The sequence below is a fragment of the Dechloromonas agitata is5 genome (genome assembly GCF_000519045.1).
In the GTDB taxonomy this organism is placed as follows: Bacteria; Pseudomonadota; Gammaproteobacteria; order Burkholderiales; family Rhodocyclaceae; genus Azonexus; species Azonexus agitatus.
Window position 1 is genome coordinate 1953526 of the sequence record NZ_KI912532.1, and the last position, 19134, is coordinate 1972659.

Below are 19134 nucleotides of genomic sequence, written 5' to 3' on the forward strand. Positions count from 1 at the left end.
GATGGAACGCTTCTCCTGGACCAACATCTTCCGCCTCGGCCTCAAGGAACTGCGCAGCCTGGCTGCCGACAAGGTGCTGCTCGGCCTGATCGTCTGGGCCTTTTCGGGCGCCATCTACGAGGCGGCGACCGGCGTCTCGCAGGAGTTGCACAACGCGCCGGTGGCCATTGTCGATGAGGATGCCTCGCCGCTCTCCAGTCGCCTGGCCGGGGCGCTCTATCCGCCGTATTTCAAGCCGCCCGAGCTGATCCGGCTCGATCAGGTCGATGCGGCAATGAACAGCAACCGCTACGCCTTCGTGCTGGTCATCCCGCCGCATTTCCAGCGTGACCTGAGCGCCGGCCGGCAACCTGAAATGCAGCTCAATATCGACGCCACGCTGATCAGCCAGGCGTTCATCGGCGCCAACTACATCAGCCAGATCGTCAGCGGCGAGGTCAGCGAATACCTGACCGGGCGACGCGATGCGGCCACTTCGCCGATCCGCCTGACGACGCGGGCACGCTTCAACCCCAACCTGACCGGCCTGTGGTTCGGCGGGGTCATGGAGGCGATCAACAACGTCACCATGCTGACCATCATCCTGGTCGGCGCCGCCTTCATCCGCGAGCGTGAGCACGGCACCATCGAGCACCTGCTGGTCATGCCGCTGACCCCCTTCGAGATCATGATGGCCAAGATCTGGGCCAACGGCCTGGCCGTCTTGCTTGGCGTCGCCTTTGCGCTGCTCGTCATGGTCCAGCGCGTGTTGCAGGTGCCGATCGCCGGTTCGGTGCCGCTCTTCCTCGCGGCGGCCGCCTGCTACCTGTTCTCGGCGGCGTCCATCGGCATCTTTCTCGGCACCATCGCCCGCTCGATGCCGCAACTCGGCTTGCTCATCATCATCGTCATCGTGCCGCTGCAGCTGCTGTCGGGTGGGGTGACGCCGCAGGAGAGCATGCCGGAGGCGATCCGCCACATCATGGCGGCGACGCCGACCACCTATTTCGTCCGGCTAGCGCAGGGTATCCTCTATCGCGGCGCCGGGCTGGAGGTGGTCTGGCGCGACCTGCTGGCGATGACCGGCGTCGGCGCTGCCTTCTTCACCATTGCGCTGGTCCGTTTCCGCAAGGCGGTGACGCAGACACAACTGTGATCGATATCAGCAAATGTTGATATGTATCATGGGCGGCACCGGTCGATGAGCGGATCATTCGTCGGACTTGTTCATCCACAGGGATTGTTCCAAGTCGACATGTTTTTCCTCAGATGTGTATTCACGGCGACTGCGGTCGCCGCCTTTTTTGGTCCCGCCCAGGCTGCCGACATGGCAGAGCGGCAATATACCCAGCTCGCCGCCCTGCCGGGCGAAAGCCTGCATGCCCGGGCCGGTCAGCGCTTCGAGGTCGATGTCGATCTCTCCGTGGGCGGGCTCGATGCCGAGGTGGATGGCGAACAGCTCAAGGTGCTCTACCGCATGGCCTTCAACCAGCTGGCCGAAGGCTGGAGCTGGCAGCCGCTGGCCGATCCGGCGGTCGAGGATTACTACCGTTTCAAGTTCCTGCCGTTGCAATCGGTGACGGTGGAGCGCGGTGAATACGTGCATGAAGACAAAATCGGCACGCCGCAGCAGATGAAGGTCAACTGGCGCTACGACTATTTCCTGGCCTTCGAAAATCTGTATGACTTCTATGCCCGGACTCCCGACGACGATGCCGGCTTCTCGGCCAGCCTGCCGTCAGGCGTGGCCGGGCATGTCGGCATGCGCGCCGTCGCTCATCTGGTCGAGCCGCTGATCAGCGAAAGCACCACGTTCTGGAAGGCCACCCATGGTCGGCCGGTCGATTTCACACTGAAGAAACGCTACCTCGTCGGCCATCTCGACGAGATCGATTTTGTCGATACGGCAAGCGGCAAGGTGCTGTGCCGCATCCTGCCGGGCCAGAGCAACTGTTCCGCCCGGTAGGTGCGGGATGCCGGCGCCGGGGAGGCGCCGGCCGCCGGTTTCAGCGATAGACGAGAACCGGGATCTTGGAGTGCGTCAGCACCTTGTTGGTCTCGCTGCCGAGCAGGAAACCGCTGATGCCGCGACGGCCATGCGAGGCCATGAAGATCAGGTCGCAGCCTGATTTTTCAGCCGCTTCGATGATCGCTTCGTAAGGGACGTCGCTGGTCGCCGAGACGGTGGCGCATTCGACGCCGGCTTCGGCACACAGCTTTTGCACTTCGCCGAGGTATTCGGTGGCCTGCTGGTCGGCCAGTTCGGCGAACTTCTCCGGCGTGGTCGGGTCGATCAGGGCGCCTTCGCCGAAATAGGCGATCGGGTATTCCGGCTTGGCGAAGAATGCGGTGACGCGGGCGCCGGATTCCTTAGCGAAGGACACGGCGCGTTGCACGGTGGCCCGGGAAAGTTCCGATCCGTCGGTCGGAACGAAGATGTGCTTGAACATGCATAACCTCCTGAAATGACCTGCTGGCGTTGCATTCCGCCTTCTTGAGGTTCATGCTACAACCAAGTCAGGAGGAATACAAACATGCGTCTTGCCTTTCTTGGGGCGGCCGGTGAAGTCACCGGTTCCTGTACCTTGGTTGAAACGGGCGATGTCCGTTTTCTGGTCGATTGCGGCATGTTCCAGGGCGGCCCCGAAGCGCGCCAGAAGAACCAGCGGGCGCTCAATTTCGGCTTCGACGTGCGGCAGATCGATTTCGTGCTGCTGACCCATGCCCACATCGACCATTCCGGCCTGCTGCCGCGTCTCGCCATGCTCGGCTATCGCGGACCGATCTACACGACGCAGGCGAGTATCGACCTGCTCGAAGTGCTGCTGCCCGACAGCGGTCATATCCAGGAAAAGGAAGCCGAGTGGCAACTGCGCCACCGCCACCGGCGCGGCAAGGACGAGCGCGGCATCGCACCGCCGCTGTACACCGTCGCCCAGGCGCTGGCCTCCCTCAAGCTCTTCAAGCCGGTGAGCTACGGTGAGACCTTCCACCCGGCCGAAGCGATCAGCGTCCGCTATCACGATGCCGGACACATCCTCGGCTCGGCCTGGCTGGAAGTCACCGTCAAGGGCGAGGGCCGGCCGCGCCGGCTGGTTTTTTCCGGCGACCTTGGCATGTCCGACCGGGCGGTGCTCTACGATCCGGAGGGACCTCTGCCGGAAGCCGACGTCTTGCTCGTCGAATCGACCTACGGCGACCGCCAGCACCGTTCGTTGGCCGATACCGAGGATGAGATCGTCGCTGCCTTCGACCGCACCCGGGCCGCCGGCGGCAACCTGATCATCCCGGCCTTTGCCGTCGGCCGGACGCAGGAAATCCTCTACATGCTAGCCAGCCTGGTCCGCCGCAAGCGACTGTCGCCGCTCAAGGTCTATGTCGATTCGCCGATGGCCAACGCGGCAACGCGCATCACGCTGGCCCACCCCAACCTGATCGACCCGGAAACCCGCGACCTGATCGCCTGGCAAAAAAAGCATCCGGACAAGATGAGCATCGAGTTTGTGGCCGATGTCGAGCGCTCCAAGGCGCTCAACCAGATCCGCAGCGGTGCGGTGATCCTGTCGGCGAGCGGTATGTGCGAGGCCGGCCGCATCAAGTACCACTTGCGCGAGAACCTGCCGCGCAGCGAATGCACCGTGCTGATCGCCGGCTTCCAGGCGGCCGGCACGCTCGGTCGGCGGCTGGTCGATGGCGCGCGGCTGGTCACCATCTTCGGTCAGACGGTGCCGGTCCGGGCGCGCATCTGCACGGTCGGCGGCCTCTCCGCCCATGCCGACCAGAAGGCGCTGCTCGATTGGCTGCGCGGCTTCCACCAGGCACCCGGGCGAACCTTCGTCGTGCATGGCGAAGCGGGCGCCTCGGCGAATTTCGCCGCAGCCATCGGTGAGCAACTGGGCTGGCCGGAGGTGCATCTGCCACGCCCCGGCGAGCGCATCACGCTGTAAGATAACTGACTATCTGGTCATTAGAGGGTACCGACATGTCCGGCAATTCCAACGGCAAGCACAACGGGGTCGACATCCGCAGCGAGAGTCCACTCGAGACACTCGGTAACGCGGTGAGCAAAGCCATCGACCCGTATGGCGTGACAACCTCGATGCTCGCCGCCCAGATGGCGTGGCTGATGCATCCGCAGGAACTGGCCCGGGCGGCGAACGCCTTGTCCGGCGACCTGTTCGCGCTACAGTCGCACATCATGCGGCGGGCGCTTGGCCTGCAATCGGCCGATGTCATCCAGCCGAATGCCGACGATGCCCGTTTTGCCGACCCGGTGTGGACCGAATCGCCCTCCTGGGACATCGTCAAGGAGTGGTATCTCGCCTTCACGCACCGCCTGGAAGACATGTTCTTCGAGACACCGGGGCTGTCCGAGAAGGAACGTCGGCGCTCCGCCTTCTGGTTGCGCAACTGGCTGAACATGGTGGCGCCGACCAATTTCTTCTGGCTCAACCCGGTCGCCATGCGGCGTTTCGTCGAAACCAACGGCGAGAGCCTGAAGCAGGGCTGGGAGTATTTCCAGCGCGACCTCAAAGCGAAGAACATCCTGATGGTCGATCCGGAGGCCTTCACCGTCGGCCAGAATCTGGCGACGACGCCGGGCAAGGTGGTTTTCCGCAACCGGATGCTTGAGCTGATCCACTACGAGCCGACCACCGACCAGGTGCGGGCGATGCCCATCGTCATCGTCACGCCGTGGATCAACAAGTTCTACATCCTCGACCTGAATGCCAAGAAGAGCCTGGTCAAGTACCTGACCGACCAGGGTTTCTCGGTCTTCATCACCAGCTGGAAGAACCCCGATGCCGAGATGGCCGAGGTGCGCTTCGACGATTACCTGCTGGAGGGCGTCAGCGAGGCGGTGCGCGTCGCCAGCGAATTCTGCAAGCAGCCCAAGGTGCATCTGGTCGGCTACTGCATCGGCGGCACGCTGGTCAGCACCTACCTGGCCTGGGCCAACCGACGCTATGGCCACGACAAGGTGCCGGTAGCGCACTGGACGCTGTTCACCACGCTGACCGATTTCGCCCATCCCGGCGACATCGATGTCTTCATCGACGAAGCCTGCGTCGGTGCGCTGGAGGAATCGATGGCCAAGAAGGGCTACCTCGACGGCAACGAGATGGCCTCGTCCTTCCGCATGCTGCGCTCCAACCCGCTGATCTGGCATTACTGGGAACGCAGCTACCTGCTCGGCGAACCGCTGCCCCCCTTCGACGTGCTGTTCTGGAACATGGATGCGACGCGCATGCCGCGCGCCATGCATGCCTACTACCTGCGCGAGTTCTACCTCAACAACAACCTGATCAAGCGCGACAAGCTGACCATCGCCGGCGAGGCCATCGACCTCGACGAGATCGTCCAGCCGCTTTACGTGGTGACGGCCGAGGACGACCACATCGCCCCGTGGAAGCAGTGCTATCGCATCCGCAAGGTGATCAACGTCGAGGCGCCCGTGCGTTTCGTGTTGTCCACCTCAGGCCACATCCTGGGCATCGTCAATCCGCCGGTCAAACCGCCCAAGCGGGCCTACTGGATCGGCGAGCCGGTGCGCAACGAGCATTGGGAGCACTGGTTCGAGCGGGCCGAGAAGCGCGACGGCTCGTGGTGGGAGGACTGGGTGGCCTGGCTGGGCGAGCGGACCGGCGAGTGGGTCGAGCCTTACCCGGCGGCCAATCGCAAGTTCCCCGCCCTGGGCGATGCACCGGGTACCTACGTGCTCGAAAAGTGAAGCGGGACGGGGCGGCGGGCTGGTTCTCGGCAGCCTGAGTTGTTACATTGCCGGTTGATACCAACGAAGGCGAGACAACCATGACGACAGCCCTGTCTACGACCGCAGCCAAGGCGCCGCAAGCCGGGGTCGATCTGCTGCGCATCGTGCGCATCAATGAAGAGATCAAGTCGGTGGTCAATGTCGCCTTCAAGATCAACATCATGGCCCTGAACGCCATTTTCCTGGCCAAGCGGGCCGGCGTCGCGGCGCGCGGCTTCGGCGTGCTGTCCAACGAATTGCGCGTCTTCTCTCAGGATCTGCGCGACTGCATGTCGTCGCTGACCAGCCTGGTGCATGGTTGCGTGAACGACGTATCGCTGATGCTGCAGGACATCCGCCATACCCGCCTGCTGCGTCATGCCGCCGAAATGACGAACGGTACCCGGATGGCCGAAGTGCTGGCGCGGCGGGAGCGCGAGAACGAGCGCCATGCCGCCAGCCTGGCCAGCCAGCGCAAGCAGCTCAAGCGGGCGCTGGAAGATGCCTTCCGGATGGTCGAACTGGGGGGCGTGCTGGCCAAGTCGGCCAAGATCGAGGCGGCCTACGGGCAGTCCTTCGCCGTGCCGCTCAGCCAGGTGTCCAGCGAATTCGACGGCATCGTCGAGGAAATCCGCGCCTCGCTCGAATCGCTGCGCCATTCGGCCTTTTTTGCCGGCCGCTAGGGGCGGCTTGCAGGACTACCTACCTTCGGGAGCAGATGTGTGAAAACGACCAAGACGATCTTTCAGGATGGTGACCACAAATGGATCGCCATCGTGCGCGATCCGGAAAAACCGAATTACCTAATCGATACCAATGAGTATCTGGTGGCGCATGGCGGCCAGGGGCTGCTGCTCGATCCGGGCGGCGCCGAGGTCTTCCCGGCCGTCTTCTCGGCCCTTTCGTCGGAGTTCGATCCCTCCGCGCTGGCCGGTATCTTCGCCTCGCACCAGGACCCGGACATCTGCTCGTCGCTTGCGCTGTGGCTGGAGTTCAACCCCGGCATGCGCTGTTACGTCAGCTGGCTGTGGAGCAGCTTCATCCCGCATTTCGGCGGCAATGCCGATACCTTCGTCAGCCTGCCCGACGAGGGTGCCGACATCTCGCTGAACGGCCTGCCGCTGCAGGCGGTGCCGGCGCATTACCTGCACTCGTCGGGTAATTTCAATCTCTACGACAAGACCGCCAAGGTGCTGTTTTCCGGCGACATTGGCGCGGCATTGCTGCCGCCGGGCGAGGATGGGCTGTTCGTCGAGAACTTCGACAGGCACATCCGCCATGCCGAGGGATTCCATCGCCGCTGGATGGGCTCCAACGAAGCCAAGCGCCGCTGGTGCGAGCGTGTCGCGCAAATGGAGATCGACATGCTCTGCCCACAACACGGCGCCATCTACCAAGGGGCGGACGTCCAGCGCTTCATCAACTGGTTCGACGGCTTGCAGGTGGGTGTGGTCAACGGTTGACCCGGTTTGCCCGGCAAAACCGTGTTGAGAGAATGGTTTTTGTTGCAGCAGATCGGTGATTTTGACAGTGGTCAAGGTGCGGTCATGGTTGCAGCACCGAAAATGCCCCCACTGTCCGCAAGTGAGAAAACCATGACAACCATCCGAACTTTCATGACCGACGATCACCGTCGCTGCGACGACTTCTTCGCCGAGGCCGAGCAGGCGATCGGCCAGAAGAACATCGCGGCGGCGCAGGCTGCCTTCGGCCATTTCCGCACTGCCGTGCTGGCCCACTTCGATTGCGAGGAAAAAACCCTGTTCCCGACCTTCGAGGCGAAGACCGGCATGACCATGGGGCCGACCCAGGTCATGCGCATGGAGCACCAGCAGATGCGCGACCTGCTCGACCAGGCGCAGGCCGCGATCATGGCCGGAGATGCCGAGGAGTACATGGGCCAGGCCGAGACCCTGCTGATCATGATGCAGCAGCACAACATGAAGGAGGAGAACATTCTCTACCCGATGTGCGACCAGCATCTGGAAGCCGAGCTGCCGGCCGTTCTCGAACGCCTGGAAACGGAAATTGGTGCCGAATGAGCCACCCCAAGACTCCGCATGTCGTCGATGCCCGCTACATGGAGCCACCCGGCCCCTTCGAGGCGACCATGGAAATGCTCGACACCCTGAAGGACGGCGAGAAGATGCTGCTCCTGCTCTTCCGCGAACCGCACCCACTGTACCGGGTGTTGCGCCAGAACGGCCACAGCTACGAAACCGAACTGCTGCCCGACGGTACGTTCGAGATCCTGATTACCCGCTGAGGCGGAGAGCCCCGGGCGCGTGAACTCGTCGAAAGCCGTGCTGTCCTTCGAAAATGCGCCGCCCTTCGCGGCCCCCCTGCGGTTTTTCCTGACGGCGCCGCTGTTCGCCGTCCTGGCCGGCCTGCTGGTCATGATCGAGGGACCGGCCCTCTTCGCCTCGCGCTGGACGCCCGGGGCGCTGGCGGCCACCCATCTGCTCACCGTCGGCTTCATGCTGCAGGTCATGCTGGGTGCCCTGATCCAGATCCTGCCCGTTGTCGCCGGGGCCGACCTGCCCCGGCCGCTGGCCTTGGCCCGGGCCGTGCATGTTGGCCTGAGCGGCGGCGGCCTGTTGCTGGTCGTCGGCTTCTGGTTCGGGCAGCCCTGGGCGCTGGAAGGCGGGGGGCTGCTGCTCGGCGGAACGGCCAGCCTGTTCCTGGTCGCCATGCTGTTCGCCCTGCGCGGCGTGCCGTCGACCAGCCCGACCATCCGCGGTCTCAAGTTCGCGCTGCTCGGCCTGGCCTTCGTCGTCGCCCTCGGGCTGCTCATGGCGCTGGCCCTGGCCGAAGGCTGGGCCCTGCCCTTGCCGCTACTGGCCGACCTGCATGCCGGCTGGGGTCTGGGCGGCTGGGCCGGCATCCTGCTCGCCGCGATGGCCTATGTCGTGGTGCCGATGTTCCAGCTGACGCCGGCTTATCCGGTCCGGCCCAGCTGGTGGTTTCCGCTTGCCGTGCTCGTTGCGCTGCTCGGCTGGAGTTGCGGCGTGGTCTTCGAACAGGCCTGGCTGGTACGGCTCAGCCAACTGCTGGCTGCGATTGCCGGCCTTGCCTTTGCCGGGCTGACCCTGCGTCTGCAGGCCCAGCGCCGCCGGGCCAAGGCCGATACCACCTACCGCTACTGGCAACTGGGCCTCTCGTCCAGCATTGCCGCCCTGCTCATGCTGGCCATCGCGGCGCTCTGGCCGGCGGCCAGCGAGTTGCCCGGGTGGACGATTGCCTTCGGCATCCTGATCGTTGTGGGCGGTTTCCTGCCCTTCATCATCGGCATGCTCTACAAGATCGTGCCTTTCCTGGCCTGGATGCACCTGCAGAACTACGGGGCGACCAGGGTCATGGCGCCGCCCATGCCCAAGCTGCTGCCGGATGTCGAGATCAATCGCCAGATGCAGGCGTACGGCGTCGCCTTCGTCCTGCTCCTGGCCGCCGTGCTGCTGCCCGACTGGCTGGGCCGCCTGGCCGGCCTGGCCTTTGCCGTCGCCAACGGCGGCCTGGCTTGGGTGCTCTACCGGGCGGTCGGGCGTTATCGGCAGGCCTGGCTGGACATGACCCTGAAACTGGCGATCAAGAAGCGCTGAGGCGACGATGAGCTACCTTGCCCTCAAGCACCTGCACATCACCTGCGTCGTGCTCAGCGGCCTGGGTTTCTGCCTGCGCGGCTGGTGGATGCTGACCGAATCGGCGATGCGTCAGCATCGCCTGACCCGGATCTGGCCGCATTTCATTGATACCACCTTGCTCGGCAGCGCGCTGATCATGGCCTGGATGAGCGGGCAATATCCCTTCGTCTTCGGCTGGCTGACCGCCAAGCTGTTCGGCCTGCTCGCCTACATCGGGCTCGGCGCCATGGCCCTGCGCCGGGGGCGGACGCGGGAAATCCGCCGGCGTTACTTCATGCTGGCGCTGCTCGCCTACGCCTACATCGTCAGCGTCGCCTTGACGCGTAACCCGCTGATTCTGCTGTAAGGCGGATTTTTCACCCCGGTGCGGAGGAACGGCAACGGCAAAACGCGCTGGCCCTCCTTCCGCGCTCAGGTTTTTCGCTCCTACATCCGTCCCAGCTTGCGATACAGCGTATTGCGGCTGATGCCGAGCTGGCGGGCGGCTGAGGAGATGTTGCCCCCCGCCGCTTCGAGGGCGCGCAGGGCGGCTTGCCGGCTGATTGCGTCGAGGCTGCTGGCCCCTTCAAGCGGGGCAGCGGCCCAGGGGTCGAAGGCTGGTGCGCTGGCGGTGCTGCCGGCGCCGCCCAAGGGGGCCTCGAACAGCTCCTCCGGCAAGTGGGTTTCGGTGATCAGTGTTTCCGCGTCGTCGAGCAGGGCGATGGCGACGCGGATGACGTTGAACAGCTGGCGGATGTTGCCCGGCCAGGCATAGTGTTCCATGGCCTGCAGGGCACCCTCCGAGAAGCGGACCGGGTTGCCGCGTGAGGCGGTTTCCGCGGCAGCCAGCTTGCTGACCAGGGTACGGATATCGGTTCGTTCGCGCAGGGCGGGCAGGGTGACGCTCATGCCGTTCAGGCGGTAATAAAGGTCTTCGCGGAAGGTGCCGCGGGCGACTTCCTCGCGCAGCTTGCGGTGGGTGGCGCAGACCAGCGAAATGTCGACCTGGATGGCGCGGGTGCTGCCGAGCGGCGTGACGCAGCGTTCCTGCAGCACGCGCAGCAGCCGGGCCTGCAGGTTGAGCGGCATGTCGCCGATTTCGTCGAGGAACAGGGTGCCGCCGTGCGCCTGCTGGATCTTGCCGGGGGCGCCTTCCTTGCGGGCTCCGGTGAAGGCGCCGCCCTGGTAGCCGAACAGTTCGGATTCGATCAGGGTTTCCGGAATCGAGGCACAGTTCAGGGCGACGAAGGCCGAGTCGCGGCGCGGGCCGCTATTGTGGAAGGCCTTGGCGAACATTTCCTTGCCGGCGCCGGATTCGCCCTGGATCAGGATCGGGATGTCGCGGCCGAGCATGCGGCGGGCGCGGTCGATGGCGGCCTGCAGGCGGCCGTCGCCCGTGTTCAGCGTGTCGAGCGTCAGTTTCGGGGTGCCGGCGCTTTCCGGGCGGCGGGCGGCCGGGCGGGCAGCCGGTATCTCATCGAAAACACGGCCGGCAACCGCCAGCGGCGGCAACTGGCCGCGCAACTGAAGGTGGATCGCCTTGCCGTTGACGTGGATTTCGCAACTGCCTTGCGGGTTGTGGCGCAAGCGGTCGACGAGGGCCGACAGGTTGCTTTCGAAGACCATCGAGAAATCACGGCGCACCGCGTCGACCTGGCGGATGCCGAGGATCTCGGTGCCGTTGCGGTTGATCGCCAGCACCTGGCCGTCCGGCGTCACGGCGGCCAGGCCTTCCTTCGGGCTGCCCAGGTAATCGGCCCGGGGGTGGAAGCAGACCAGGATGTCGCGGGCATGCACGGCTTCGAACAGGCGCTTTTCGACGATGGCCGACGACAGGCGCACCAGGCCGAGGGTGTGGCGCTGGTGGCTGCGGTAGTCGCCGGAAATGTCGAGGACGCCGATCAGCCGGCCATCCGGCCCGAAGATGGGGCTGGCGCAGCAGGTCAGGAAGCCGTTATGTTCCAGGAAATGCTCGCTGCCCAGTACCGAAACCGGGGTCTCTTCGAGCAGGGCGGTGCCGACGGCGTTGGTGCCGACAACGTTCTCGTCCCACGAGGCGCCGGCCGACAGGGCGACGCGGTCGGCCCGGCTGACGAAGTCGGCATCGCCCACTGTCTCGAGCAGCAGGCCATTGGCGTCGGCCAGGATGACCATGCTGCCCGAGTCGCGGATTTGCTCGAAAACATGTTCCATGATCGGCCGGCCCTGGATGAGCAGGCAGAGGTTGCGTTCCTGCTCGGTCTTCAGCGCGACGCGATCCATCGGCGACAGGACCGGGGTCAGTCCGGTGTCGCCCAGGCCGAAGCGCCGGCAGCGTTCCCAGGAGCGAATGATCAGCGGATCGACCAGGCCCTCGGGCACCAGGCCGCGGTCGAAAAAGAGCTGACGCGCCTGTTGCAGGCGTTCGCCGTGTACTTCGGCAACTAATTGCATTTGTCCCATCTCTCCTCCGGGTGTCCCAGATTATTTTTGTTGTGTTGTTGCAAAACGTAACACCTGCACTTTTTATCAGCAATGCAGCGAGCAGTGCGACCTTTGTTTGAGCAAACGGTGTGCCAGGTGTTCCGCAGACTTTTCATTTTCGTTCAATTTCTTCATGGGCGGCGCCAGATCGTGATTTTGACGCGGCGGACGGTGTGCTGGCACAGGGATTGCAGAAGCCTCCCCACAAAGGCAGTAACCCGAACCTAAACAAGGAGACATTGTGAAACACGCAACCCGTACCCTCGGCGCCCTCGTCGCCGCCCTCGCCATCGGTATCGCCGCTCCCCAGGTCTTTGCGCACGGTGACGTCGTGCCGCAGGCGGTCGATACCACCGGCCTGAAGCAACTCGGCGCGGATTTCCTGCCGGCCAATCCGTATCGCAAGAATGCCACGGCGATCCGCATCGGCGATTCGGCCTACAACCAGAACTGTGCCCGCTGCCACGGCCTGGGCGGCGTTTCCGGCGGTATCGCCCCGGACCTGCGCTACCTGCCGCTCGGCGACGAGGGCGACGAAGTCTTCCTGCAGCGCATCCGCAAGGGTGCGGTGCGCGATGGCCGTGTCTACATGCCGCCCTTCGAGGGCATCCTGCCCCAGGAGGCGATGTGGGCGATCCGTGCCTGGCTGGAAACCGTCCATGAAGAATGATCGCCGCCTCTGGCTCAAGGCCCTCGTCAGCCTGCCACTCGCCACCGCCCTGCCGGCCTCGGCCAATGCCCTGGAAACCATTCACCAGCGTGGTCGCCTGCGGGTCGCCGTCTACAACGATTTTCCGCCCTATTCACTGGCCGGCGGCAAGGGGATCGATGCCGACATCGCCCGCGCCATTGCCGCCAAACTGGGTGTGACGGCCGAAATCGTCGGCTACAACGCCGATGAGGACATGAACGACGATCTGCGCAACATGGTCTGGAAAGGCCATTACCTGGGCGCCCAGCCGTCGGACGTGATGATGCACGTACCGGTCGACGAATACCTGGCCAAGGCCAACGACAAGGTTCGCATCTTCGGCCCCTACCACCGTGAGAGCATCGCCCTGGCCCGCCTTCCGGAGCGGGTGCCGAAGGCACCCACCGGCTCCGCCGCCGTGGCCCTGGAAGTGTTCACCCGCGAGAAGATTGGCGTCGAGACCGCTTCGCTGGCCGATTCCTTCCTGCTTTCCGTACTCAATGGCCGCTTGCGTGAGAACGTCGTGCATTTCAAGACGGTTTCTGAGGCGACGAAGGCGATGAACGACGGCAAGGTGGCTGCCGTGATGGCCCAGCGTGCCGAACTGGAGGCCGCCTTGCAGGGGGATACCCGGGCAGTGATCGAGACGCCGCAGTTGCCCGAGCTCAAGGTCGATGGCTGGCCTCTTGGCATGGCGGTCAAGGCCGAGGAGATGGAACTGGCCAACGCGCTGGCTGCCGCCCTGGGCGAACTGAAGAAGGACGGCACCATCGCCGCCATTTTCAAGCGTTACGGTATTTCCCATCAACCGGCCTGAGAGGTCCGTCATGCATGCCATTTCCCTGCTCTGCGCCACCCTGCTGACACTGGCCGCCGCGCCGGCCCTGGCCGGGCCGCTGGCTTATGTGCCGAACGAGAAATCGGCCAGCGTCAGCGTCATCGATACCGCGACCGACCAGCGGCTGCGTGACTTGCCGCTCGGTGAGCGGCCGCGTGGCATTGCCGCCGGTGGCGGCCTGCTCTATCTGACCGACGGCAAGACCGGCCAGTTGCTGGTGGTCGAGGCGGCGAGTGGCCGCTTGCTGCGTAGCATCGCGGTGGGTGCCTCGCCCGAGGGGGTGAGCCTGTCTCCGGACGGCCGTTGGCTCGCCGTGGCGGTCGAGGACGACAACAGTGTCGTGCTGCTGACGGCGCCCGAGGGGCAGGTGGTGGCGCGCATCAAGGTGGATGGCAAGAATCCCGAGCATGCCGTGTTCAGCCCGGATGGCCGCTGGCTGCTGGTCAGCGCCGAAGAGGCGGAGCAGGTGGATGTCATCGAGGTGGCCGCCCGCCGCCAGGTGGCCAGCCTGCCGGTCGGCAAGCGGCCGCGCGGCATCGGCTTCCTGCCCGACGGCAGCCGGGCCTATGTGGCGAGCGAGGTGGCGGGCAAGGTGTACGCCATCGACGTGGCCAGGCATCAGGTGGTCGCCGAGATCGTCGCCGGCCAGTTCCCGAACGGTATCGCCGTGCAGCCGGATGGCCGACGGGTCTTCGTCTCGAATGGGCGCGATCCGTCGGTGATGGCGATCGACGTAGCCAGCAACCGGGTCATCGCCACTATCGAAGTCGGCAAGCGGCCGTGGAACATGGCCATCACGCCGGACGGTCGCAAGTTGTACGTCGCCAACGGCCGTTCCGGCACGGTTTCGGTGATCGATACGGCCAGCCTGCGCAAGACCGGCGATATCGTGGTCGGCGAATTGCCCTGGGGAGTGGCCATCCCATGAACGCGTCACGCTACACGCTGCCGGCCATCCTGCTGCACTGGGCGCAGGCGGTGATCGTGATCTGGCTGCTCTGGCTGGGCTGGACCATGGTCGATCTGCCCAAGGGGGCCGAGCGCAGCGCTGCCTATGGCCTGCATAAATCGCTGGGCCTGCTCATGCTGCTCGCGGTGGTCGTGCGGCTCGCCTGGCGGGCCGGGCACCCGCCGCCGGCGCAGCTGGCCGCTGGCTGGCAGGCGCGGCTGGCGACGGCGGTGCATCACCTGCTGTATGTTTTCCTGGTCTTGGCGCCGTTGGCCGGCTATTTTGCCTCCTCCTTCACGCCGTATCCGCTCAAATTCTTTGGGTTCGGCATTCCCAAGCTGGGTTGGCCGGACGAAGGGCTGAACGGTACTTTCAAGCTGTTTCACGTGGCATTCGTCTGGGGCGGCGCCGGCCTGATCGCCCTGCATGTTGCCGGCGCCTTGAAGCATCTCGTGCAGCGTGACGGCACGCTCGGCCGGATGTTGCCCGGCCGGTTGTTCAATAAATGAACAGACTGCTCCATCATGGAGCAGATGTGTTACGCCGAAAGTTATAGCGGAAGACCTGCCCGTCAGGGCGTCGATCACGGACGAAAGCCACCTGCGGGTGGCTTTCGTGCTGACCGGTCGTGATACGTTGCCGGCCTGATCGACTACGAAGAAAGTTATACTTCCCATCGCCCGGACAGCCGATTCGTTCGCAATGGCGCGAGCGGGGGCGACGTGTGGGGCTGTTTGGCCGGGTGTACTCAGGGGAGTTCCTTTTCCGACATGATCTCGAACCTGGATGTGTGGTCGGATGCGCCGGACAGCGCTCCGGGCGACGAAGCAGCGTGCGCGCAGCGGCGCCGCCAGCGCCGGAGCATGCTGGCGGCGGTGGGCGGCAGCTATCTGATCGACGCCCTGCTGCTTGGCCTCTTCGCCCTGGCCGGGACGGTCCAGACTAGCGTGCCGGCGGCCTATTTCGCGGCCGGCCTGGGCCATGTCGTGCTGTTCTCGCTGCTCTGGCGCGGCGATTTTTCCGAACGCCTGGCCAGCCGGCAACTGGTCGAATGGCAGGTTGCTTACGCGGTGGCCGTGCAACTGGTTTTCGTGGCCTGGGTGCCGGCCATCACGACGTATTTCCTGTCGATCATCTTCATCGTTTTCGCCTTTGCCAGCCTGCGCCTGGGCATCCGCAACGCGTTGATCATGTGGGCGCTGGCCATCCTGGCGACCGGCGCGGTACTCGTCGCCTTCCGCGGCAACCGGGTCGGCGTGGCCTCGCCGAGCACCTTCGAGGCCGTCGTCATCTGGGCCAGTTTCGCCATGGTCCTCCTGCGCTGCCTGCTGCTCGGCTATTACGCCACCCGGCTGCGTCTGCGCATCTTTCAGGACAATCTCAACCTGGCCGAGGAGATTGCGGAACGCAAGGCGATGGAGGCGGAGCTGGAAAAGCACCACCTGCATCTGGAGGAACTGGTCGAGGAGCGGACGCGGGCGTTGTCGGTGGCCAAGGAGGCGGCGGAGGCGGCGAACCGGGCCAAGAACACCTTCCTGTCCACGATGAGCCACGAGTTGCTGACGCCGCTCAGCGGCATGATGGGCCTGACCGAACTGCTCAAGCGGCGGGTCGGCGATGCGCAAAGCCGCGATTTCCTCGACCGCATCGGCGACACGCAGAGCCGCTTGCTGCACGTGATCAACAGCGTGCTCGAATTCAGCAAGCTGGAGGCCGGCCGCTTGAGCATGGAATGCAACGCCTTCACGCTGGATTCGGTGATGCAACGCGTGGCGGCCCAGATCGCGGTGCCGGCCGAGCAGAAGGGAGTGGCGCTGGAGATTGCCGACCTGTCAGCCTGGAACGGTGTGCCGGTGTTCGGTGATGCGCAGCGTATCGGCCAGATTCTGATCGAACTGACCGGCAATGCGCTGAAATTCACCGAGCAGGGCACGGTCCGGGTGGGTTGCCAGGTCAGCGAGCTGCCCGGCGAAGCCTTGCTTTGCCGCTTCGAAGTGTCCGATACCGGCATCGGCATCCCGCCCGACAAGCTGGAGAGCGTCTTCAATGATTTCGAGCAGGTCGATGGCTCGTATGCCCGCTCCTACAGCGGCATCGGACTGGGGCTCGCGATCTGCCGGCAACTGGCTGAACTGATGGGCGGCCGGATCGGTGTCTCCAGCGAACCGGGCGTTGGCAGCACCTTCTGGCTGTCGGTGCGCCTGCTCAAGGATTCTGGCGCGACCGCCTGAACGGCCGCGCCGGAGGGGGTCATTCCAGCGCCAGAATCCAGGCGATTGCTGCTTTCAGGTCATCATCGCCGATCTTGTCGGCCGGGTGCGGGATCATCGGCACCTGGCCCCAGTTGCCGGCGCCGCCGTGGCGAACCTTGTCAAACAGCATGGCCGGTGCCTTGGCGTCGCCCTTGTATTTGGCGGCGACTTCCTTATAGGAAGGGCCGACACGTTTCTGGTCGGTGGCATGGCAGGCGACGCAGCGTGCCTTCTTGACGATGGCTTCGGAGGCCAGCGCCGGCGGCGTGGCGAGCATGACCGTGGCGGCGGCCAGGCCGAGGAGGAGGGAGTTTTGCAATTTCTGGTTCATTGGGGTTCCTGGATCTAAACGAGGCCGGCAGTCTGCAGCGCGGCCCATTCGGCATCGGTAAACAGCCGGGAGCGGGTCAGGAAGGCCTTGCCGGTGCCGCCTTCGAGCGAGAAGGTGTCGCCGCGCCCATCCATCACGTCGATGATCAGTTGCGTGTGCTTCCAGTATTCGTATTGCGCGGCGGTCATGTAGAAAGGCACGCCGCCAATGTCGCCGAGGTGGATTTCGTAGGGGCCGATGGTCACTTCGCCCTGCAGGTAGCAGTTTGGGGAGCTGTTGTCGCAACAACCGCCGGATTGCAGGAAAAGCAGGTTCGTCCCGTACTGGGCTTTCAGGAAATCGATCAGGTCGGCTGCGGCCGGGGTGGCGATGACACGTTCAACCATGCTGTTCTCCCGATGCGAAGGCCAAAAAGAGGGGGCGGTCGCCCGCCCCCGAAGAGTTGCCCGCAAACTGGGCTAGTGGAGGAGATGCCTCTGACGCGCCAGCCGTGAGGCCGGCGCAGAAGATGATGCTTAGAAGAAGCCGAGCTTGTTTTCCGAGTAGGAAACGAGCAGGTTCTTCGTCTGCTGGTAATGGTCGAGCATGACCTTGTGGGTCTCGCGGCCGATACCGGATTCCTTGTAGCCGCCGAAGGCAGCGTGCGCCGGGTAGGCGTGGTAGCAGTTGGTCCAGACACGGCCGGCCTGGATGGCGCGGCCCATGCGATAGGCGACGTTGCCGTTGCGGCTCCACACGCCGGCGCCAAGGCCGTACGGGGTGTCGTTGGCGATCGCCAGGGCTTCGGCTTCGTCCTTGAAGGTGGTCACGGCGAGCACCGGCCCGAAGATTTCTTCCTGGAAGATGCGCATCTTGTTGTGGCCCTTGAACAGGGTCGGCTGGATGTAGTAACCGCCTTCCAGATCACCGCCCAGGCTGGCCGGGGCGCCGCCGATCAGGCACTCGGCGCCTTCCTGCTTGCCCAGTTCCAGGTAGGACTGGATCTTGGCCATCTGCACGTCGGAAGCCTGGGCCCCCATCATGGTGTCGGTATCGAGCGGCGAACCCTGCTTGATGGCGGCGACGCGCTTCAGGACGCGCTCGATGAACTTGTCGTAGATCGATTCCTGGATCAGGGCGCGCGATGGGCAGGTACAGACTTCGCCCTGGTTGAAGGCGAACAGCACCATGCCTTCGATGGCCTTGTCGAGGAAGGCGTCATCCTTGTCCATGATGTCGGCGAAGAAGATGTTCGGCGACTTGCCGCCCAGTTCCAGCGTGGCCGGGATCAGGTTGTTGGCAGCGGCCTGGGCGATGACGCGGCCGGTGGCGGTGGAGCCGGTGAAGGCGATCTTGGCGATGCGCTTGCTGGTGGCCAGCGGCATGCCGGCTTCGCGGCCGAGGCCGTTGACGATGTTCAGGACGCCCGGCGGCAGCAGGTCGGCGATCAGGTCGACCAGGATCAGGATGGAGATCGGGGTCGACTCGGCCGGCTTGAGCACCACGCAGTTACCAGCGCCCAGCGCCGGGGCCAGCTTCCAGGCGGCCATCAGGATCGGGAAGTTCCAGGGGATGATCTGGCCGACGACGCCCAGCGGCTCGTGGATGTGGTAGGCCATGGTGTTCTCGTCGATTTCCGAGATGCCACCTTCCTGCGAGCGCAGGCAGCCGGCGAAGTAGCGGAAATGGTCGACGGCGAGCGGGATGTCGGCGTTCAGGGTTTCGCGGATCGGCTTGCCGTTGTCGACGGTTTCGGCATAGGCCAGCAGTTCGAGATTCTGTTCGAGGCGGTCGGCGATCTTGAGCAGGATGTTGGAACGGGTGGTCGCGTCGGTCTTGCCCCAGGCCGGGAAGGCGGCATGGGCGGCGTCGAGGGCCAGTTCGATGTCCTCGGCAGTGGAGCGGGCGGCCTGGGTGTAGACCTTGCCATTGATCGGGGTGACGACGTCGAAGTACTGGCCCTTGACCGGGGCCGTCCACTTGCCGTTGATGAAGTTTTCGTACCGAGCCTTGTAAGCGATCTTGGCGCCGGCGGTGCCGGGAGCGGCGTAAATCATGGTTGTCTCCTGTCTTCTGAATGACGTTGCGGGTGAAGTTCAAGGCCGGCGGCGCGGATTGCTCCGCCGTGACTCGTGCCTACAGGAGTGCATGCCCCGTGCCAGCTGGCCAGGGAGCATGAAAATCGGCTTTAAAGCGTTAAGAATCAGCGGGTTGTTGTTTGCTGCACGGCGGGGGTGTGGCCCCGCCGTGATACGCCGTGGAGCAGTTGCTCAATTCTGG

20 protein-coding genes are annotated in these 19134 nt (G+C 64.6%); 15 read left to right on the forward strand and 5 right to left on the reverse strand.

From position 1 onward, the window contains the following. The first annotated feature begins 1 nt into the window (after position 1). Both K420_RS0109590 and K420_RS0109595 read left to right on the forward strand, forming a co-directional pair. On the forward strand, positions 2 to 1135 hold the full coding sequence (locus K420_RS0109590) for an ABC transporter permease (RefSeq protein WP_027457865.1): 1134 nt from the start codon (positions 2 to 4) through the stop codon (positions 1133 to 1135). A gap of 99 nt (positions 1136 to 1234) precedes the next feature. After that, complete coding sequence (locus K420_RS0109595; protein ID WP_157275056.1) at positions 1235 to 1945, forward strand: hypothetical protein; 711 nt, start codon at positions 1235 to 1237, stop codon at positions 1943 to 1945. Between the two features lie 40 nt (positions 1946 to 1985). Here the strand turns inward: K420_RS0109595 and K420_RS0109600 are convergent, their stop codons facing one another. Beyond that, positions 1986 to 2429, reverse strand: a complete 444-nt coding sequence (locus tag K420_RS0109600) for a universal stress protein (RefSeq protein WP_027457867.1) — start codon at positions 2427 to 2429, stop codon at positions 1986 to 1988. 84 nt (positions 2430 to 2513) lie between these two features. On the opposite strand from K420_RS0109600, the gene K420_RS0109605 reads away from it, so the two are divergent. From K420_RS0109605 to K420_RS0109640, 8 genes are all read left to right on the forward strand, one after another. After that, complete coding sequence (locus K420_RS0109605) at positions 2514 to 3926, forward strand: MBL fold metallo-hydrolase RNA specificity domain-containing protein (RefSeq protein WP_027457868.1); 1413 nt, start codon at positions 2514 to 2516, stop codon at positions 3924 to 3926. 35 nt (positions 3927 to 3961) lie between these two features. Then, positions 3962 to 5710, forward strand: coding sequence for a PHA/PHB synthase family protein (locus K420_RS0109610; RefSeq protein WP_084019612.1), 1749 nt, complete (start codon positions 3962 to 3964; stop codon positions 5708 to 5710). Between the two features lie 80 nt (positions 5711 to 5790). Further along, complete coding sequence (locus K420_RS0109615; RefSeq protein ID WP_027457870.1) at positions 5791 to 6414, forward strand: methyl-accepting chemotaxis protein; 624 nt, start codon at positions 5791 to 5793, stop codon at positions 6412 to 6414. Positions 6415 to 6453: 39 nt separating this feature from the next. After that, entirely contained in the window at positions 6454 to 7194 is a 741-nt protein-coding gene (locus tag K420_RS0109620) for an oxygen-binding di-iron domain-containing protein (protein WP_027457871.1), read from the forward strand. 132 nt (positions 7195 to 7326) lie between these two features. Then, a complete protein-coding gene (locus K420_RS0109625) occupies positions 7327 to 7773 on the forward strand; it encodes a hemerythrin domain-containing protein (protein ID WP_027457872.1) in 447 nt (148 codons plus the stop codon). Continuing rightward, positions 7770 to 7997 (forward strand): DUF2249 domain-containing protein, encoded by a 228-nt coding sequence (locus K420_RS0109630; RefSeq protein WP_027457873.1) that lies wholly within the window; start codon positions 7770 to 7772, stop codon positions 7995 to 7997. Before K420_RS0109625 ends, K420_RS0109630 begins: the two co-directional genes overlap by 4 nt. A 19-nt stretch (positions 7998 to 8016) precedes the next feature. Then, positions 8017 to 9330, forward strand: a complete 1314-nt coding sequence (locus K420_RS18605) for a hypothetical protein (protein ID WP_035854676.1) — start codon at positions 8017 to 8019, stop codon at positions 9328 to 9330. Positions 9331 to 9337: 7 nt separating this feature from the next. Then, complete coding sequence (locus K420_RS0109640; RefSeq protein ID WP_027457874.1) at positions 9338 to 9718, forward strand: SirB2 family protein; 381 nt, start codon at positions 9338 to 9340, stop codon at positions 9716 to 9718. 80 nt (positions 9719 to 9798) lie between these two features. Here K420_RS0109640 and K420_RS0109645 read toward each other — a convergent pair whose 3' ends face one another. After that, on the reverse strand, positions 9799 to 11793 hold the full coding sequence (locus tag K420_RS0109645) for a sigma-54-dependent Fis family transcriptional regulator (RefSeq protein ID WP_027457875.1): 1995 nt from the start codon (positions 11791 to 11793) through the stop codon (positions 9799 to 9801). 262 nt (positions 11794 to 12055) lie between these two features. Between K420_RS0109645 and pedF the strand changes: the two genes are divergently transcribed. The 5 genes from pedF to K420_RS0109670 all read left to right on the forward strand — a co-directional run bounded on the left by pedF (position 12056) and on the right by K420_RS0109670 (position 16523). Beyond that, positions 12056 to 12484, forward strand: a complete 429-nt coding sequence (gene pedF / locus K420_RS0109650) for a cytochrome c-550 PedF (protein ID WP_027457876.1) — start codon at positions 12056 to 12058, stop codon at positions 12482 to 12484. Next, on the forward strand, positions 12474 to 13322 hold the full coding sequence (locus tag K420_RS0109655; protein WP_027457877.1) for a type 2 periplasmic-binding domain-containing protein: 849 nt from the start codon (positions 12474 to 12476) through the stop codon (positions 13320 to 13322). The genes pedF and K420_RS0109655 overlap by 11 nt, the downstream gene beginning before the upstream one ends. Before the next feature lie 10 nt (positions 13323 to 13332). Then, entirely contained in the window at positions 13333 to 14271 is a 939-nt protein-coding gene (locus tag K420_RS0109660) for a beta-propeller fold lactonase family protein (RefSeq protein WP_027457878.1), read from the forward strand. Continuing rightward, a complete protein-coding gene (locus K420_RS0109665; protein ID WP_051453049.1) occupies positions 14268 to 14801 on the forward strand; it encodes a cytochrome b in 534 nt (177 codons plus the stop codon). The genes K420_RS0109660 and K420_RS0109665 overlap by 4 nt, the downstream gene beginning before the upstream one ends. Before the next feature lie 261 nt (positions 14802 to 15062). Continuing rightward, positions 15063 to 16523, forward strand: a complete 1461-nt coding sequence (locus K420_RS0109670; protein WP_027457880.1) for a sensor histidine kinase — start codon at positions 15063 to 15065, stop codon at positions 16521 to 16523. Between the two features lie 19 nt (positions 16524 to 16542). Here K420_RS0109670 and K420_RS0109675 read toward each other — a convergent pair whose 3' ends face one another. From K420_RS0109675 to exaC, 3 genes are all read right to left on the reverse strand, one after another. Beyond that, the gene (locus K420_RS0109675; protein ID WP_051453050.1) at positions 16543 to 16875 is read right to left on the reverse strand and encodes a c-type cytochrome; all 333 of its coding nucleotides are present in this window, start codon (positions 16873 to 16875) and stop codon (positions 16543 to 16545) included. A gap of 14 nt (positions 16876 to 16889) precedes the next feature. Further along, positions 16890 to 17261 (reverse strand): DUF779 domain-containing protein, encoded by a 372-nt coding sequence (locus K420_RS0109680; RefSeq protein ID WP_027457882.1) that lies wholly within the window; start codon positions 17259 to 17261, stop codon positions 16890 to 16892. Between the two features lie 129 nt (positions 17262 to 17390). After that, entirely contained in the window at positions 17391 to 18911 is a 1521-nt protein-coding gene (gene exaC / locus K420_RS0109685) for an acetaldehyde dehydrogenase ExaC (protein ID WP_027457883.1), read from the reverse strand. Between the last annotated feature and the right edge of the window lie 223 nt (positions 18912 to 19134).

What these genes read in the sequence shown, in the direction of transcription:
- K420_RS0109630 (WP_027457873.1), top strand. Translation starts at nt 7,770, where the DNA reads ATGAGCCACCCCAAGACTCCGCATGTCGTCGATGCCCGCTACATGGAG.
- K420_RS0109605 (WP_027457868.1), top strand. Translation starts at nt 2,514, where the DNA reads ATGCGTCTTGCCTTTCTTGGGGCGGCCGGTGAAGTCACCGGTTCCTGT.
- K420_RS0109655 (WP_027457877.1), top strand. Translation starts at nt 12,474, where the DNA reads ATGAAGAATGATCGCCGCCTCTGGCTCAAGGCCCTCGTCAGCCTGCCA.
- K420_RS0109615 (WP_027457870.1), top strand. Translation starts at nt 5,791, where the DNA reads ATGACGACAGCCCTGTCTACGACCGCAGCCAAGGCGCCGCAAGCCGGG.
- K420_RS0109670 (WP_027457880.1), top strand. Translation starts at nt 15,063, where the DNA reads ATGATCTCGAACCTGGATGTGTGGTCGGATGCGCCGGACAGCGCTCCG.
- K420_RS0109680 (WP_027457882.1), bottom strand. Translation starts at nt 17,261, where the DNA reads ATGGTTGAACGTGTCATCGCCACCCCGGCCGCAGCCGACCTGATCGAT.
- K420_RS0109660 (WP_027457878.1), top strand. Translation starts at nt 13,333, where the DNA reads ATGCATGCCATTTCCCTGCTCTGCGCCACCCTGCTGACACTGGCCGCC.
- K420_RS0109595 (WP_157275056.1), top strand. Translation starts at nt 1,235, where the DNA reads ATGTTTTTCCTCAGATGTGTATTCACGGCGACTGCGGTCGCCGCCTTT.
- K420_RS0109625 (WP_027457872.1), top strand. Translation starts at nt 7,327, where the DNA reads ATGACAACCATCCGAACTTTCATGACCGACGATCACCGTCGCTGCGAC.
- K420_RS0109590 (WP_027457865.1), top strand. Translation starts at nt 2, where the DNA reads ATGGAACGCTTCTCCTGGACCAACATCTTCCGCCTCGGCCTCAAGGAA.
- K420_RS0109645 (WP_027457875.1), bottom strand. Translation starts at nt 11,793, where the DNA reads ATGGGACAAATGCAATTAGTTGCCGAAGTACACGGCGAACGCCTGCAA.
- K420_RS0109640 (WP_027457874.1), top strand. Translation starts at nt 9,338, where the DNA reads ATGAGCTACCTTGCCCTCAAGCACCTGCACATCACCTGCGTCGTGCTC.
- exaC (WP_027457883.1), bottom strand. Translation starts at nt 18,911, where the DNA reads ATGATTTACGCCGCTCCCGGCACCGCCGGCGCCAAGATCGCTTACAAG.
- K420_RS0109610 (WP_084019612.1), top strand. Translation starts at nt 3,962, where the DNA reads ATGTCCGGCAATTCCAACGGCAAGCACAACGGGGTCGACATCCGCAGC.
- K420_RS0109675 (WP_051453050.1), bottom strand. Translation starts at nt 16,875, where the DNA reads ATGAACCAGAAATTGCAAAACTCCCTCCTCCTCGGCCTGGCCGCCGCC.
- K420_RS0109665 (WP_051453049.1), top strand. Translation starts at nt 14,268, where the DNA reads ATGAACGCGTCACGCTACACGCTGCCGGCCATCCTGCTGCACTGGGCG.
- K420_RS0109600 (WP_027457867.1), bottom strand. Translation starts at nt 2,429, where the DNA reads ATGTTCAAGCACATCTTCGTTCCGACCGACGGATCGGAACTTTCCCGG.